The organism is Niabella digestorum (assembly GCF_036409055.1).
Lineage (GTDB): Bacteria > Bacteroidota > Bacteroidia > Chitinophagales > Chitinophagaceae > Niabella > Niabella composti.
Window position 1 is genome coordinate 355,288 of sequence record NZ_JAZGLY010000003.1, and the last position, 15,060, is coordinate 370,347.

The 15,060-nt window shown below is 41.6% G+C and carries 12 protein-coding genes; 7 read left to right on the forward strand and 5 right to left on the reverse strand.

The features are described from left to right. The first annotated feature begins 55 nt into the window (after positions 1–55). The 6 genes from V2H41_RS07030 (at position 56) to V2H41_RS07055 (ending at position 8,850) form a co-directional block, all read left to right on the forward strand. Positions 56–3,442: a TonB-dependent receptor gene (locus tag V2H41_RS07030; protein WP_330974429.1), complete on the forward strand. Its 3,387-nt coding sequence runs from the start codon at positions 56–58 to the stop codon at positions 3,440–3,442. A gap of 24 nt (positions 3,443–3,466) precedes the next feature. Then, positions 3,467–5,098: a RagB/SusD family nutrient uptake outer membrane protein gene (locus V2H41_RS07035; protein WP_330974430.1), complete on the forward strand. Its 1,632-nt coding sequence runs from the start codon at positions 3,467–3,469 to the stop codon at positions 5,096–5,098. A gap of 154 nt (positions 5,099–5,252) precedes the next feature. Beyond that, a complete protein-coding gene (locus tag V2H41_RS07040; protein ID WP_330974431.1) occupies positions 5,253–6,530 on the forward strand; it encodes an ABC transporter permease in 1,278 nt (425 codons plus the stop codon). Positions 6,531–6,620: 90 nt separating this feature from the next. Continuing rightward, entirely contained in the window at positions 6,621–7,532 is a 912-nt protein-coding gene (gene accD / locus V2H41_RS07045) for an acetyl-CoA carboxylase, carboxyltransferase subunit beta (protein ID WP_330974432.1), read from the forward strand. 94 nt (positions 7,533–7,626) lie between these two features. Further along, entirely contained in the window at positions 7,627–8,073 is a 447-nt protein-coding gene (gene smpB / locus V2H41_RS07050) for an SsrA-binding protein SmpB (RefSeq protein ID WP_330974433.1), read from the forward strand. Between the two features lie 45 nt (positions 8,074–8,118). Next, positions 8,119–8,850, forward strand: a complete 732-nt coding sequence (locus V2H41_RS07055) for a DUF481 domain-containing protein (RefSeq protein ID WP_330974434.1) — start codon at positions 8,119–8,121, stop codon at positions 8,848–8,850. A 48-nt stretch (positions 8,851–8,898) separates the two neighbouring features. Here the strand turns inward: V2H41_RS07055 and V2H41_RS07060 are convergent, their stop codons facing one another. From V2H41_RS07060 to V2H41_RS07070, 3 genes are read right to left on the reverse strand one after another with little or no spacing between them, the layout of a single operon-like run. After that, entirely contained in the window at positions 8,899–10,626 is a 1,728-nt protein-coding gene (locus V2H41_RS07060) for a phospho-sugar mutase (protein WP_330974435.1), read from the reverse strand. A 58-nt stretch (positions 10,627–10,684) separates the two neighbouring features. Then, the gene (locus V2H41_RS07065) at positions 10,685–11,722 is read right to left on the reverse strand and encodes an LLM class flavin-dependent oxidoreductase (protein ID WP_330974436.1); all 1,038 of its coding nucleotides are present in this window, start codon (positions 11,720–11,722) and stop codon (positions 10,685–10,687) included. A gap of 60 nt (positions 11,723–11,782) precedes the next feature. After that, complete coding sequence (locus V2H41_RS07070) at positions 11,783–12,709, reverse strand: EamA family transporter (protein ID WP_330974437.1); 927 nt, start codon at positions 12,707–12,709, stop codon at positions 11,783–11,785. Positions 12,710–12,900: 191 nt separating this feature from the next. Here V2H41_RS07070 and V2H41_RS07075 point away from each other — a divergent pair, with 191 nt between their 5' ends. Further along, entirely contained in the window at positions 12,901–13,737 is an 837-nt protein-coding gene (locus V2H41_RS07075; protein ID WP_330974438.1) for a glutaminyl-peptide cyclotransferase, read from the forward strand. Between the two features lie 3 nt (positions 13,738–13,740). On the opposite strand, the gene V2H41_RS07080 is transcribed toward V2H41_RS07075, so the two are convergent. Then, entirely contained in the window at positions 13,741–14,640 is a 900-nt protein-coding gene (locus tag V2H41_RS07080) for a class I SAM-dependent methyltransferase (protein WP_330974439.1), read from the reverse strand. A gap of 67 nt (positions 14,641–14,707) precedes the next feature. Next, positions 14,708–15,055, reverse strand: a complete 348-nt coding sequence (locus V2H41_RS07085) for a HesB/IscA family protein (RefSeq protein WP_330974440.1) — start codon at positions 15,053–15,055, stop codon at positions 14,708–14,710. Positions 15,056–15,060 lie beyond the last annotated feature (5 nt).

A 15,060-nucleotide genomic window follows, 5' to 3' on the forward strand; every position in this document is an offset into this window, starting at 1 on the left:
AAATGTTTATAGGGGCATAGTCAGTACTATGCTTATCAGAAGAATACTTGTTTATATGAAACTATCTCTGCTGTTCTTGGTAATTGCTCTTCAGGTTTCGGCAACCAATATGGCGCAGGAGCGAATTAGTCTCAAAGCCAATAATCTTACGGTAGCCGAAGTGCTGGAAAAAATAGAGAAAACATCATCGTATCGTTTCAGTTACTCAAACGATGTGCTGCCGTTGCGAATGTTTGTTTCGGTGAATGTTGTCAACGCCAGCATCAGCGAAGTTATGCATAAAATATTCGAGGGATATCCGCTTCAGTGGAAAATCTACAAGAAAAACAACGTAGTGATTTCTCCTATCAGCCCCGAGGCAATTACCAAACTAAAAGAAGCTGATCCTATCAGCGGTACGGTACTCAATAATAAAGGAGAGCCGATAGCCGGAGCTTCTATTACGATTAAAGGTTCGACTATTGGTACTACTACCGATGCAGACGGTAAATTCACAATTAATGCGAGCATTGGAGATGTTTTGGTGATTTCCAGCGTGGGATACACCGAACAAGAAGTAACTATTACTAGTAATCAACCAATTACAGTTGCGCTTAACCCTACTGTCAACGAAATGGACGAAGTAGTAGTGGTAGGTTATGGTACTATGCGTAAATCAGATCTCACCGGGTCAATTTCCACAGCTAAGGGAAGTGATATCATCAAAGCTCAGGCATTTAATGCGCTGGAAGGTTTAAAAGGTAAAGCTGCTGGTGTAAACATCTTCTCCAATACCGGACAACCCGGTGGTGAAATGCGTGTAATTATTCGTGGTATTGCTACTATCAACGCTTCTGCTAATCCGCTTTATGTAGTTGACGGAGTAGTAATGCAAAACTTCCAGTTTTTAAACCCTAACGATATTGAATCCATCGAAGTTCTAAAAGACGCGTCCTCAGCAGCCATTTATGGTGCTCGCGGTGCCAATGGTGTAATACTAGTTACCACTAAGCGCGGTGCAACTGGAGCTAAGAATGCGCAAATTTCATATGATGGTTCTATATCTGTGGGAACAATGTCCAGATACATTGATGTATTGGATGCTAACGAATGGATGGCAGCTTTTAAACAAGGATTGGAAAATGCCAACGCATGGCAGGGCAGAAACTTTACTACCGACCTGTCACAAATCTTTACTGATCCAGAGTTGTTTAATCCAGACGGTACTCCTAAATACAATACCAACTGGCAAAAAGAAGCCTCCAGAACAGCTATTTCACACAACCACCAGCTTAGCATACAGCGCCGAATGAACAATGCTTCCACAGGTGCATTTCTGAACTATACCGACCAACAAGGTATTTTACGCAATACTTATTTTAAACGTCTGAATGCTAAACTGGCTTATGATGATAAGCCTACCAATTGGCTTTCTACATCTGTAAACTTATTAGTGAACCATACCTGGGGTAATAGAACTTCAGATAACCCGTACGGCTTGGGAGCTTTGCGTACTATGGTAGAACAACTACCTTTCCTCCCAGTAAAACTAGCAGATGGCACCTATGCTCAAACTAATAATATCAGAACAACCGCAATTCCGATAGACAAAGACAATCCAAGCGGCCCTACACAGGGTTTTCAGCCTGAGGGTGTAGGTAACCCTGTTGAGCTGCTGGAGCGTATACAGGCTATGCAATACCGTACACAAATTTTCGGTAACGCAGCCCTTACATTCCATCTGACAAAAGACTTGGAATTAAAAACACAATTTGGTGTGGATTATCATAATAACCGCGCCAAAAACTATACACCGTTTACTCCTCGCCCGCTGATTAACCAGAATGCGGAAGGATCAGCTTCAGCTTCACATGCTTCTACATTCTATTGGCAGGAAGAGACATACCTGACTTATAAAAAACTGATCAATAAGCACTCGATCAATGCAATGGCCGGTATGTCATGGCAGGAAAATATCTACGATTATTTTTCCGCATCTGACAGCCGCTATGTAGATGACTACTTCGGATTCTACAATATGGGACGTGGTACTAACCGTCCTTCCGTTGGAAGTGATTACGATAAATGGGCCATGAACTCTTACTTCTTCCGTGCGGCATATGCCTACGACAGAACTTATATGGCCACATTAACCGGTCGTTATGATGGTTCTTCTAAATTCGGACCGAATAACAAGTATGGATTCTTTCCATCACTAGGTTTGGGGTGGATGATATCCAACGAAAACTTCATGAAGAATTTAAATGCCATCAGCAGATTAAAACTGCACACCTCACTGGGTGTTACCGGTAACTCAGAAATTGGTACTTACGCTTCATTGGCTCGTATAGGACAATCGAACACTATTATTGGAGATGCGCTGCGCGTAGTATCGTACCTGAGCAATATGCCCAATCCTAATTTAAGATGGGAGAAAACCACTCAGTGGGATGTTGGCTTGGATGTAGGACTATTCCAAAATCGCTTGAATATGGAAGTGTCTTACTACTACAAGCTCACTAAAGACCTACTGCTGAGCCGTCCACTTCCACCATCTGTTGGATTCTCATCTGTTACAGAAAATATCGGTTCTGTTTCCAACCGTGGTGTAGATATCTTGCTTACTGCCTACCCCATTCAGAACAACAACTTCCAGTGGACTTCTACACTTAATTTGGGATATAACAAGAGCCGTGTAGAAAAACTAGATGAGAAAGCTTCTATCGATCCCATTACCGGTAAAAAACAAATCACTACCGACGGATTTGTGGGCTACGATATTCTTATCCGTGAAGGCGACGAGCTTTCTTCCTTCTATGGTTATAAGAGAGTGGGAATCTACGATGGAAATCCCGCTAACTGGGATCCCAATACCATGAATATTCCGGCTATCATCGGAGAAAAAGTAACTTATAAGGATCGTCAGGTAATCGGTAAAGGTTTGCCTGACTGGATGGGGTCTTTCATCAACACCCTTAACTACAAAGGTTTCGATCTCACTGTCGATTTACAATTTACTTGGGGTGTAGATGTAATGCAAGAGTTCTTCCATTCTACCGAAGGACGCTTCCTTACCAGTGGTTTGAAGAAGTTGTATTACGATGCATGGCATCCCACCCAAAATCCTAATGGTAAATCTCAAGCTGTACGCTTAGCCAACTTTGGAATGGGAAGTAATGCCAATGCTGATGATACCTGGGTTGCAGATGGTTCTTATCTGCGTGGGAATCTGTTCCAGCTAGGTTATACGTTCTCTCCTAAAGCGGCTAAGAAGATGGGCTTTTCTGCATTCCGTGTTTATGCCAACGTGAACAATGCCTTCCTGATCACATCCTCAGAGTACCTAGGATATGATCCCGACAACTCTTCACGCTTGGGAGATAATAAATGGGGAGCCAATCGTCAGTTCTTCACCTATCCTCGTCCAAGAACTTATACACTTGGCGTTAATGTAACATTCTAATTCATGTTATTAAAAACAATCCACATGAAACCGTACAAATTATATATAGCGATATTCTCAACCTTAGCACTCTCAGTTTTTTTGAGTTCGTGCAATAAGTTTTTGGAAGAAAATCCTCTAGATACGAAAATTTCTGATCAGTTCTGGAAAACTCCTGCTGATGCTCAATCCGCAGTAAATGGATTATACTTCGGCGGTGTTCCTTATCTCCACAATATTGATGTGGATGGAGGCTGGACACCCAAAGCTACCATGTGGGGTGGTATTATGTCAGGACTGTTTGTCGACAAGCGTAAAGACAGAACCTTTACCAACGCTTCGGAAAACAGCACGTTTAATATCGAGTCTTTCAACTCTACAGCGGCAAAATTGTGGAGTGAGTACTACATCGGTATTTCCCGTGCCAATTTTGTAATTGCCAATATCCCTACTATGTCTGGGGTATTGGATCAGGCTACCATCGACAATTACGTAGCACAGGGCAAATTCTTCAGAGCATTGGCATACTTCTCTCTGGTAAAAGATTTCGGAGATGTGCCCCTCATTGATGCCCCATTTACCTCTACTGATGGTATTTACAAACCTCGCACTCCTGCAGCTGACATTTATCGTTTCATCGAGCAGGATTTAATCAGTATCGCAGACGGCAATGCGCTACCCGATAAAGCCTTCTACGATAACGGCTGTTATGTAACCAAGCCTATGGCTCAGTCGTTGCTGGCACAGGTATATTTACAATGGGCCGGGGCACCACTTAACGGAGGTAATGAATATTACGCCAAAGCAGCCGATTGGGCATTGAAGGTAATTAATGGCGGAAAACACGCACTAATTCATCCTAACGGTACAACAGCAGATTTAAACTCGGCCTATAACATTATTAAAACCACAAAAAACTCCAACGAAATCATCTATGCCAAGGAGTATAACATGACAAGTTATAATGTAGGGAACTCCTACCCTGCACGCTCTATCGGCGCCGATGCCTTTCAGTGGAAAGATGCTGACAATAACAACGTGTTCAAACCTGCAGGCGACGTAATGTACAACGCCTATCTGCCTTGTGATATGCTGCTTAACAGCTATGCACCGCAAGACATCCGCATTAAAGAAAAACAATTCTTTTTCAGAAATTATACCGATGCCACAGGTATTTCCCATACACTCAGCAACGTGGGTAACTGGGCATGGTTTGATGAGGCAGCACTGAAGAGCGGACGCGATGGCGACTATAATATGCCGATGATTCGTTATGCCGAAATATTGCTGATTGCGGCAGAAGGTTTGGCTCGTACCGGTAAAGAAGCTGAAGCTCGTGGTTATCTGAATCAAGTACGTCGCCGTGCAGGATTACCGGATGAAACAGCCAGTGGCCCTAATCTGATTACCGCGATTCTAACAGAACGCCTACATGAGTTCCCGTTAGAATTTAAAATATGGGATGATATTCGTCGTACAAGATTATATCCCGAAGCTGATGGGCATCAATCTGGAAAACTTAAATGGACTCCTCTTGCTTCTGCAGCCATCCAAAACAAACCTGATGGCTTTACTAAAGTGGGAGCCATACCGGAATATGCACTTTTATGGCCCATTCCGTTGGGAGAAATGCAAGCCAATCCGGCCATACAAGAACAAAATCCAGGCTGGAAATAGATATTTCTTTAAATCCGGCCTTAATAGGGAGCTTTCCGAAAGGATCAGCTCCCTTTTTATTTTTCCCAATTGGACTATAGCATTATTCTGTAATCTACTCAATAATAAATTTGCAATTATTATCATATGCATTTAGCTTTACGCAACGTTTAATATGAGATTCAACGATACATTGCTACTGGCCTTTCGCACCGTAAGGAGTAATGCACTACGCACCGCCCTTACAGTAGCCATAATTGCTTTTGGCATCATGGCATTGATAGGTATTATTACGGCCATCAAGGCGATGAATCAGAAGTTCTCGGAAAGCTTTTCCAATATGGGCGCCAACGCCTTTTCCATTCGCTACAAAGAACAGAATATACGCATCGGTGGAGGCAGCCGTGAACTTACCGTATCTAAAAAGCAAACTAAAAAGGAAAAAAAATCCAATCTCGACCGCAAAATCACCAAAGAAGAAGCCGAGTATTTTGTCAATCATTATCATTTTCCCGCAGCCATTGCTGGACTGTCTATTTTTGGAACGCGTAACAATATTGTTTCTTTCGGCAATAAGAAGACCAGCCCTAACGTAATGCTGTTTGGAGGGGATGAAAAGTACCTTGATCTGAATGGGTACAAACTGCTCAACGGTCGTAATATGACCCAAAGCGAAATTCAGAGTGTGCAAAACGTGTGCATCATTGGTTATGATATTGCTAAAAAATTCTTTAACGAAGCAGTAGATAAAGCCATCGGAAAAATTATTCTTATTAATAGCCGGTCCTACAGAATAATCGGAGTACTAGAAAGTCGTGGTTCTACTTTCGGGTTCAGTAGAGACAATATGATTATTGTGGGCTATAAAAACGTGGCCAAAGACTTCTCGAACAATAATTCTTATGTTATAGCTGTAAAGGTGGACAATATTAACAACCTCAATCAAGCGATGGGTGAAGCGGAGGCCTTATTTAGAGGGGTTAGAAAAATAGGTATTACCGAGGAAAGCAATTTCGTACTGGATAAAAGTGACAGCATTGCAGAACAAGCTATGAATAGTCTGGGATTTCTAACCATATCCGCTACAGTGATCGGCCTTATTACACTCATCGGTGCAGCCATCGGGCTAATGAATATTATGCTGGTCAGTGTATCCGAGAGAACAAAAGAAGTAGGACTTATAAAGGCTATTGGGGGCAAAAGCAGTGTGGTAAAAAGGCAGTTTTTGCTTGAAGCTATCATAATCAGTGTGTTAGGGGCAGTTTTTGGTATTTTATTGGGCATATTGGTAGGCAACAGCTTTGCCTTGGTATTGAATACAGGATTTGTAGTACCTTGGGGCTGGGTGATATATGGTATTGTTATTTGTACGCTCGTAGGGTTGCTAGCAGGCTTATACCCTGCCGTAAAAGCAGGAAAACTCAACCCTATTGAAGCTTTGCGGTACGAATAAATCATCAAAATTTCCACAAACCATCGAAATCGACCCTATCTACAACACAATGCTTATATTTGTAACTTATCTAAATATATTCGTCTAGTTATGGCTGATGAGATAGCAGATTTCGAAAAAAATCTTTCAGGAGATCAGGGAAAAGATCAAAAAACGAGTTGGTTTAGAAGAATTAAGAAAGGTATCCTGACGAAAACATCTGAAAAGAAGGAAACTCAGGAAGGACTTTGGACTAAATGTCCGGAGTGTAACTATATATCCACATTTGCTGAGTTGAAAGAACAATTATTTGTTTGTCCCAAATGTGGTTACCACCATCGCTTAAACAGTTCACAATACTACGAGATTCTGTTTGACAATAATGAGTATACAGAACTCTTCACCAATATAAGAAGCAAGGACTTTTTAGGGTTCACCGACCTAAAACCTTATAAAAAACGTCTGGAAGACATTTGGAAGAATAATACAAACCTCAAAGACTCTCTGCGTGTGGCTGTGGGGAAAGTAGATGGAGAGGAAATGGTCATTGCTTGTATGGACTTTGAGTTTATCGGAGGTTCGCTGGGAAGTGTAATGGGAGAAAAATTTGCCCGTGCCGTTGATTATTGTATCCAACACCGTTTGCCTTACATGGTAATCAACAAGAGTGGCGGTGCGCGTATGATGGAAAGCGCCTTTTCCCTGATGCAGATGGCTAAAACAAGTGGTAAATTATCGCAGCTCAGCGATGCGAAATTGCCTTATATATCCTTACTCACCGACCCCACTTTCGGAGGGGTATCCGCATCGTTTGCAATGCTGGGAGACCTTAATATAGCGGAACCGGGGGCCCTAATTGGTTTTGCGGGACCGCGTGTCATTAAAGAAACCATCAAAAAAGACCTACCCGAAGGGTTCCAACGTAGTGAATTTTTGCTGGAACACGGTTTTCTGGATTTTATAGTAAACCGTAAAGAACTGAAAAATAAAATCGCAACCGTTATCCGCTTATTTAAGAACTAATATTTTTGCAGCATTATCCACTACCGCAGCCTTTTATTCCAAAGAGGCTACGGAAGTAGGTTTTGTTTTTAACCGTATTAAAACCTAATTACGTTTGGCAGCACCTATATCCATAAAAAACCGCTCCGCAACATATGAGTACTTTATAGACAGTACTTATGTGGCAGGTATGGTGTTATTGGGAACAGAGGTGAAATCCCTGCGACAGGGTCGTGCCAGCTTTAACGACAGTTATTGTTTTATCCATAAAGGCGAGATATGGATTAAACATCTGCACATATCGCCTTACTCTCACGGTACAGTAAACAATCATGACCCCGACAGAGACAAAAAGCTCTTGTTACAAAAACGCGAAATCCGAAAAATTGAATCGAAGTTGAAAGAAAAAGGCTATACGCTGATACCGTTAAGAATCTTTACTAACGAACGTAACCTAGTAAAAATAGAAATCGGATTAGGAAAAGGTAAAAAACTCTATGACAAGCGCGAATCCATCAAGAAAAAAGATGTAGAACGCGAAATGAAAAGATTTCTCAGATAACATATGGTTATTGCTCACCCAAACTCTAAGACAGTTATCCATCCAATGAAGTTTTTTTTCGCCCTGTTAGTTTTTGCAATAATTACTATTCCATTAAATGCTCAATTTACCGATAGTACTACGAAATACCTGAATATAAACTCAGGTGGTTCCATCAATAAAACCAAGGACGGAAGCAACTATCTTTTGAATAATGGCGTACAATTTAGTGTAAAAAAACAGCGTACTACATTGAACTCGTCCGCCACTTGGATCTACGGGGCTAATCCCGAAAAACTTACTAACAACGACTTTTCATTAAGTAGTAATGTGAATCTATACCGGCATTTTGCGGAATTTTATTACTGGGGTTTATTACATTACACTACCAGTTATTCGCTGAATATCAAAAATCAGGGCCAAGTGGGTATTGGTGTAGCCTATAACTTCCTGAACAAAAAAGATATATGGCTGAATGTTAGCAACGGATTTATAGGTGAGCTCAGCCGCATCATAGAAAACGATACCTCCATCGTAAATTATCAAACCATACGAAATTCCCTGAGAGTACAGTTTATGCTGAAATTGGGAGAACGGTTTACCTTTAAAACAGGAGGCTTCTTCCAACCCTCTTTAAAATATATTAGTGATCATATTCTTACCAACGATACGGAACTCATTTATCAGTTATGGAAAGGCCTGCAGTTGAACACACGATTCATGTATAACAAAATCAGTCGAACAGAAAAAGAAAACCTAATATTTACTTACGGACTGAAATACGCAATTTATTTCTAAACATAAAAGCCCGGTAGAAACCGGGCTTTGAATTATTTAACGCCTTTATTATTGCAGCTTCATATCAGCTATAATATTCGCGATTTTAGTATCGAGTATTTTTTCTACCGCATCATATTGAGCTGCACTCTCCAGTTTCTCCTTCACACTGAAGTAAAACTTAATTTTAGGCTCGGTGCCACTGGGACGTGCGGAAATTAAAGATCCATCCTCTGTCACAAACTGCAGTACATTAGATTTTGGCAGATGAATATCCGTAATATCTCCAGTCAGCACATCCAAAGCTTTACTGCTTTGGTAATCCAGTATCTTCACTACTCTGGCCCCGTTGATTTCTTTTGGTGGATGCTCACGATAGCCTTGCATCATGGCTGCAATTTGTTGTTGACCATCCATCCCCTTTTTGGTAATGGAAATAAGATGCTCCTTGTAGAAGCCGTATTTGATGTACAACTCTACCAGTTTTTCAAACAGGGTTCTACCTTTTTCTTTCTCATAAGCAGCCATCTCGCATAGAAGAGCCACAGCACTCACCGCATCCTTATCTCTGATCTTATCGCCAATCATTAAACCAAAACTTTCCTCGCCCCCCACAATATAATTTTCCTTTCCCTCCTTTAAGCGAATCATTTCAGCAATCCATTTGAAACCGGTAAGCACTCGGTAGCAAGCGACATTGTTGCCTTTTGCCAGCTCATCTACCATACCTGTTGTTACAATGGTAGTAATGATCATATCATTGGGCTGGGCTATTCCTTTCTCCTTTCTTGCTTCTAGTAAGTAGTTAAAGGCAAGTACGGCGGTTTGATTACCGTTCATTAGCACCCATTCTCCATGATGATTTTTGATACCGATGCCCACTCGGTCCGCATCAGGATCTGTACCCAACAATATATCGGCATCTAGCTCCTTGGCCTTTTGCAGGCCAATACTCATGGTTTCTTTTTCCTCTGGATTAGGATACGCTACTGTAGGGAAGTTTCCATCAGGAGTTTGTTGCTCCGCTACAATATGCACGTTTTTAAAACCAAAACGCTCCAGCACTTTAGGCACCAACGTGATACCCGTACCGTGAATGGGAGTATAAACGATTTTTAGATCGCTTTGCTTTTCGATAATTTCGGGATATACACTTAATCCCTTAACCATTTCAATGTATTGCTCATCTATATCCTTCCCTATGATGGTAATATTTTCTTCTCCCCCACTCCACTGTACATCGTCTACCGATTTGATTTTTTCTACCTCAGCAATTACGTTTTTATCGTGCGGGGGCACCAGTTGTCCTCCATCATTCCAATAAGCTTTATACCCGTTATATTCTTTGGGATTATGCGAAGCCGTGCACACCACACCTCCTTGACATCCTAAGGTTCTGATAGCAAAGGATAACTCCGGCGTAGGACGTAAGTTTTCGAACAAAAACACCTTAATGCCATTGGCGGCAAAAACATTTGCAGTGGTTTCGGCAAAAAAGCGGCTGTTGTTGCGACTGTCATGCGCAATGGCCACTTTTATTTCTGTACCTGGATAAATTTGTTTCAGATAATTAGCGTACCCCTGCGTAGCCATCCCCACGGTATATTTATTCATTCTATTGGTACCCACTCCCATAATGCCGCGAAGCCCCCCGGTTCCGAACTCAAGGTTTTGGTAAAAGGAGTCGACAAGCTCCTGAGGATTCTCTTCTTGCAATCTTCTTATTTCGTTCTTGGTGTTTTCATCAAAGTTGCCCTGCAACCATTGATCCACCTTTTGTTGAATAGCACTATCCATAACAGTCTTGTTTAGGAAATGAAGATAAATAAATTCGTGCTAATGCAAAAAGACATCCTCAATTTCCAGTCCGAACACTATTCAACTCCTCCACAACCTCCTTAAACAAGCGCAGCGAGTGCTCTTTTTTACTCTGATCAAATATGGCCGAAGAGACCATAATCTCATGCACCCCTGTTTTTTCTAGGAAAGTGCTCAGATTGTTTTTTACGGTGATTTTATCGCCTATAAATGAGTAAGAGAGCATATGCTTTACTCCGTAAGCTTGCTCTGGCGTCCACATGTGCGCCAATTCTTCCACCGGAAACGGGGGTTGTAGTGGAGCACGCGAATTGGTGAAAATTCCCAAAAACATTTTATATAAAGAGGTGGCCAAAAAAGCAGCTTCCTGATTGGTATCGGCCGTGATTACATTTACACAGGCCATTAAATAGGGCTCCTTCAATACTGCTGAAGGCTGGAAAGAATCCTTGTAAATAGAGATAGCCCTCAAAAATTGATCAGGAGCAAAATGTGTAGCAAAAGCATAGGGCAATCCCAGCTGAGCCGCCAGAAAAGCACTATCGGTACTGGAACCCAATATCCATATCGGCACATCCACGCCTTCTCCTGGCAGTGCTCTCACTTTAGCATGTTTATTTTCTACGCTGAAATAGGTTTGCAACTGCTGAATATGGGCCTTAAAATCATATGGGGCATCTACCGGCCTATTCCGAATAACCATTGCGGTGAGAGGATCAGTGCCTGGTGCCCGCCCTAGGCCTAAATCAATACGCCCCGGATACAGAGAGCCTAAGGTGCCAAACTGCTCCGCTATTATCAATGGCGAATGATTGGGCAGCATGATGCCTCCCGAACCTACTCGTATGGTACGTGTGCCCCCAGCCACAAATCCAATCAAGACTGATGTGGCGGCGCTGGCCACATTTTCCATATTATGATGCTCAGAAAACCAATAACGAGTATAACCTAGCTCTTCTACCAATCGAGCTGTTTGCAAGCTTCTCTGAAAAGTTTGATGCACACTATCGCCCTCACAAACCGTTGCCAAATCCAAAACCGAAAATTTAATCTGAGCCGTCGCAGTAGGATACATGTGTTGCTATTTTAAATAAAACAACAACACCTGCAAAAAGTTTCATAAAGCTTTACTACTTTATGTGGCAAGTACTTTTGCACTACGCTTCTTTGCCAGATTAATAAAGAAAACACTACACAAAATAATTGCCAATCCGCTCAACTGCAAAACGGACAAATGATCTTTATTAATCAGTACGCCCAGAAGCACTGCTACAAGAGGATTGACATAGGCATATGTGCTAACCGTAGTAACACTTCTAACACTTAATAAATAAACATAAGCACTATATCCGATTATAGAACCAAACACTACAAGATAAAGTATAAACATCCAGGCCTTCAGTGGTATGGTAGCCCAGTCTACTGTTGCAAAATCATTATGCACTACGCCTGTAATAGCAAATGCTGCACCAGCGGCTAACATCTGCCATGCCGCATTCATAGTTTGAGATACTTGTTTAGCCCTGTATTTTGAATATAATGAGCCGATGGACCAGCTGATATTGGCAGTACACAAGATTACGAGCGGCAGTATCCCCTGCCCAAAACTGGATAACGATACCTTCTCATAGAAAAGCGCAATCACCCCAATGAGTCCGATGGACACACCCAATAAAGTATATCGGTTACTAAAGTTTTCCTTCCAGTTGAACTTATCCAGTAATAAAAACCATAACGGCGCAGAAGCCATAAAAATGGCTACAAATGAGCTGTGCAGATACTGCTCTGACCAGATAACAGCTCCATTTCCCAAAAACAGCATTAGTATGCCGCTAATAATCGACGGTAATAAGGCACTTCTATCCCAGACTTTTTCTCCGCGCAGCATCCCCCATATCAGCATTATAACCCCCGATGCGAAAAAGCGCACAGCACCCAATACAGGTGGAGGTAAATATTTTACGGCCAATTCTATAAAAAAATAGGTCGATCCCCAAATGATGTACACTGCCGCAAAAGCAAGAATTACCCATAAAAACGATCCGTTCTTAGTTTCACTCATTATCAGTTAATTTATCAATATTAGTTTAATACCCTACCCTATCATTTAGTAACCCGGACAAAAAATACCATCACCACTTTGCCCCTTTTGATATATTTGTAACTTTACCTCAATCGATTACCCATTCCCACTTTGAGTAATCTGAGACAAAAAAATTTAATGTACGTTTGCACCTAATTTAATTGCAAAAGATGAGGCGACTTTTTACAGTTTCAATACTATTTATACTGATTGCAGCTTTCTTGGGCTGCGACAGCAACAATGCGGATAAAACAAACGATGGTTATAATAACACATATAGGGCCAATAATGTTGCAAACATTAGTATTTCAGTAATTAAAAGTTACCCGCACGATACTGCATCCTTTACTCAAGGGCTTGTAGTGTATAAAGGACAGTTGTATGAAGGCACAGGTGGAGCTGAGTATAGCCCGGTGGGAAGTAAATTTTCGCAACTATTAAGAGTGAATATCGAAACTGGGAAAGCAGAAAAAGCGGTGAGTCTGGCCCCCCAATACTTTGGTGAGGGCATTACAATTCTAAATGATACCGTATATCAACTGACATGGAGAGAACATAAGGTATTCGTATATACCCTACCCGATTTGAAAAAAGTAAAAGAATTGCCTTTAAATACTGAAGGTTGGGGCATTACTACAGATGGTAAACAACTTATCGTCAGTGACGGTTCCAGCAATTTATATTTCTACGAACCCTCGACTTTTCGACTCATGCGCACGCAGGCCGTAACTCAGAATGGCGATCTCTCGTTTAATCTTAACGAACTTGAGTATATCGAAGGATACGTATATGCAAATCAGTGGCAACAACCATATATCTATAAAATAGAGCCCGAAAGCGGGCAGATAGTAGGCCGTATCGACGTAACCCAGATTTGGGAAAGAATCAAAAGAATTGACCCCATGGCGGATGTTCCCAATGGTATCGCTTATGATGCTGAAGCCAAAAAGATTTACATTACTGGTAAGAAATGGCCTGAGCTATACGAAGTACAATTGGGGAATTAAAATTTATTCAACCGCTCGAACTACATAGATAATCGAACAACACGCCTCCACATTACCCAGCGCATTGATATTGGAAGCAAGGCCATGTAGTCCAGCGCTGAGATAGTTCACCTTTCCTGCCTTGTATTTACTACTCAGCATATCCACATAAAAGCTATCGAACCACATCGGCAGCATTTGTGCAATTTGCAAACCGTGTTGCTCAACCAGCAGTTTCATGGACTTAGGTGAAAAATGATATAAATGGCGAGGAACATCGTAACCTGCCCAATACTTACCATAAACCTGTGCGTCTTTACTGGTATAGTTGGGCACTGCTATGAAAAGCACACCCTGGGGTGTAAGCAATTTTTTCATCCGCTCCAAATACTCATGAAGGGCATGAACATGCTCCAATACATGCCACAATGTAATAGCATTAAAGCTACCCTCGGGTAGGATGAACAACTCGTGCGACGGTTGCGCTACAATTTTATACGTTTTCTGAGCAACAGCTCTAGCATCTGCATCAGGTTCTAAGCCTGTTACCTGCCAGCCTTGTGCCCGCATGGTGTGCAGAAAAGCACCTGTTCCGCAACCAATATCCAATACACGGCCTGTTTGTAAACCAGTATGCTGCTTTACAATAGCAGCCTTTTGTTTCAAAGTTATTCTACGTACGCGCTGATAAAGGGTATTGATAAACCCCTTAGTAGTATTAGTATGAGAAATATAATCCTCCGATTTATAATACACTCCGATTTCGTCCACATCGGGAATGCCTTGTGTAAACCTTCCGGTACAATCTTCGCAATGAATGATTGAAAATTCTTTTCCGCTAACCGTATAGTCTTTTACATCAAAAACCCATTTTAGATTCGTGGAGCTACAAAGCGGACACTCCGAGTAATGAATTGTTGGCATTAATAAACTTTTGAGCGCGGTTTTGTCCGATTAGTATTTTTTAAACGAAGATTTTAATATGGGAGTATTAAACGGCGAAACTACTGCCACAGCCACAAGTACTGCTAGCATTCGGATTATTGAATGTAAACCCACGATTATCCAGTCCTTCGCTCCAGTCAATCTCCATTCCCATAAGGTACAGTTCATGGGCTTTGTTCATCACACAGGGGATGCCTTCTATTTCAAATTCCTTATCACTCTCGGTTTTAGTATCAAAACCTAAAACATAACTCATACCACTACATCCTCCTCCTTTTACACCAATGCGTAAGTATTGCGATTTATCGAAATCGGGTGCACTCATGAGCCGTTTAAGCTCTTTAACGGCTCCGGCTGTGAAGGTAACCGGAGTTGCAACAGAGGTTGTTTCCATACTAC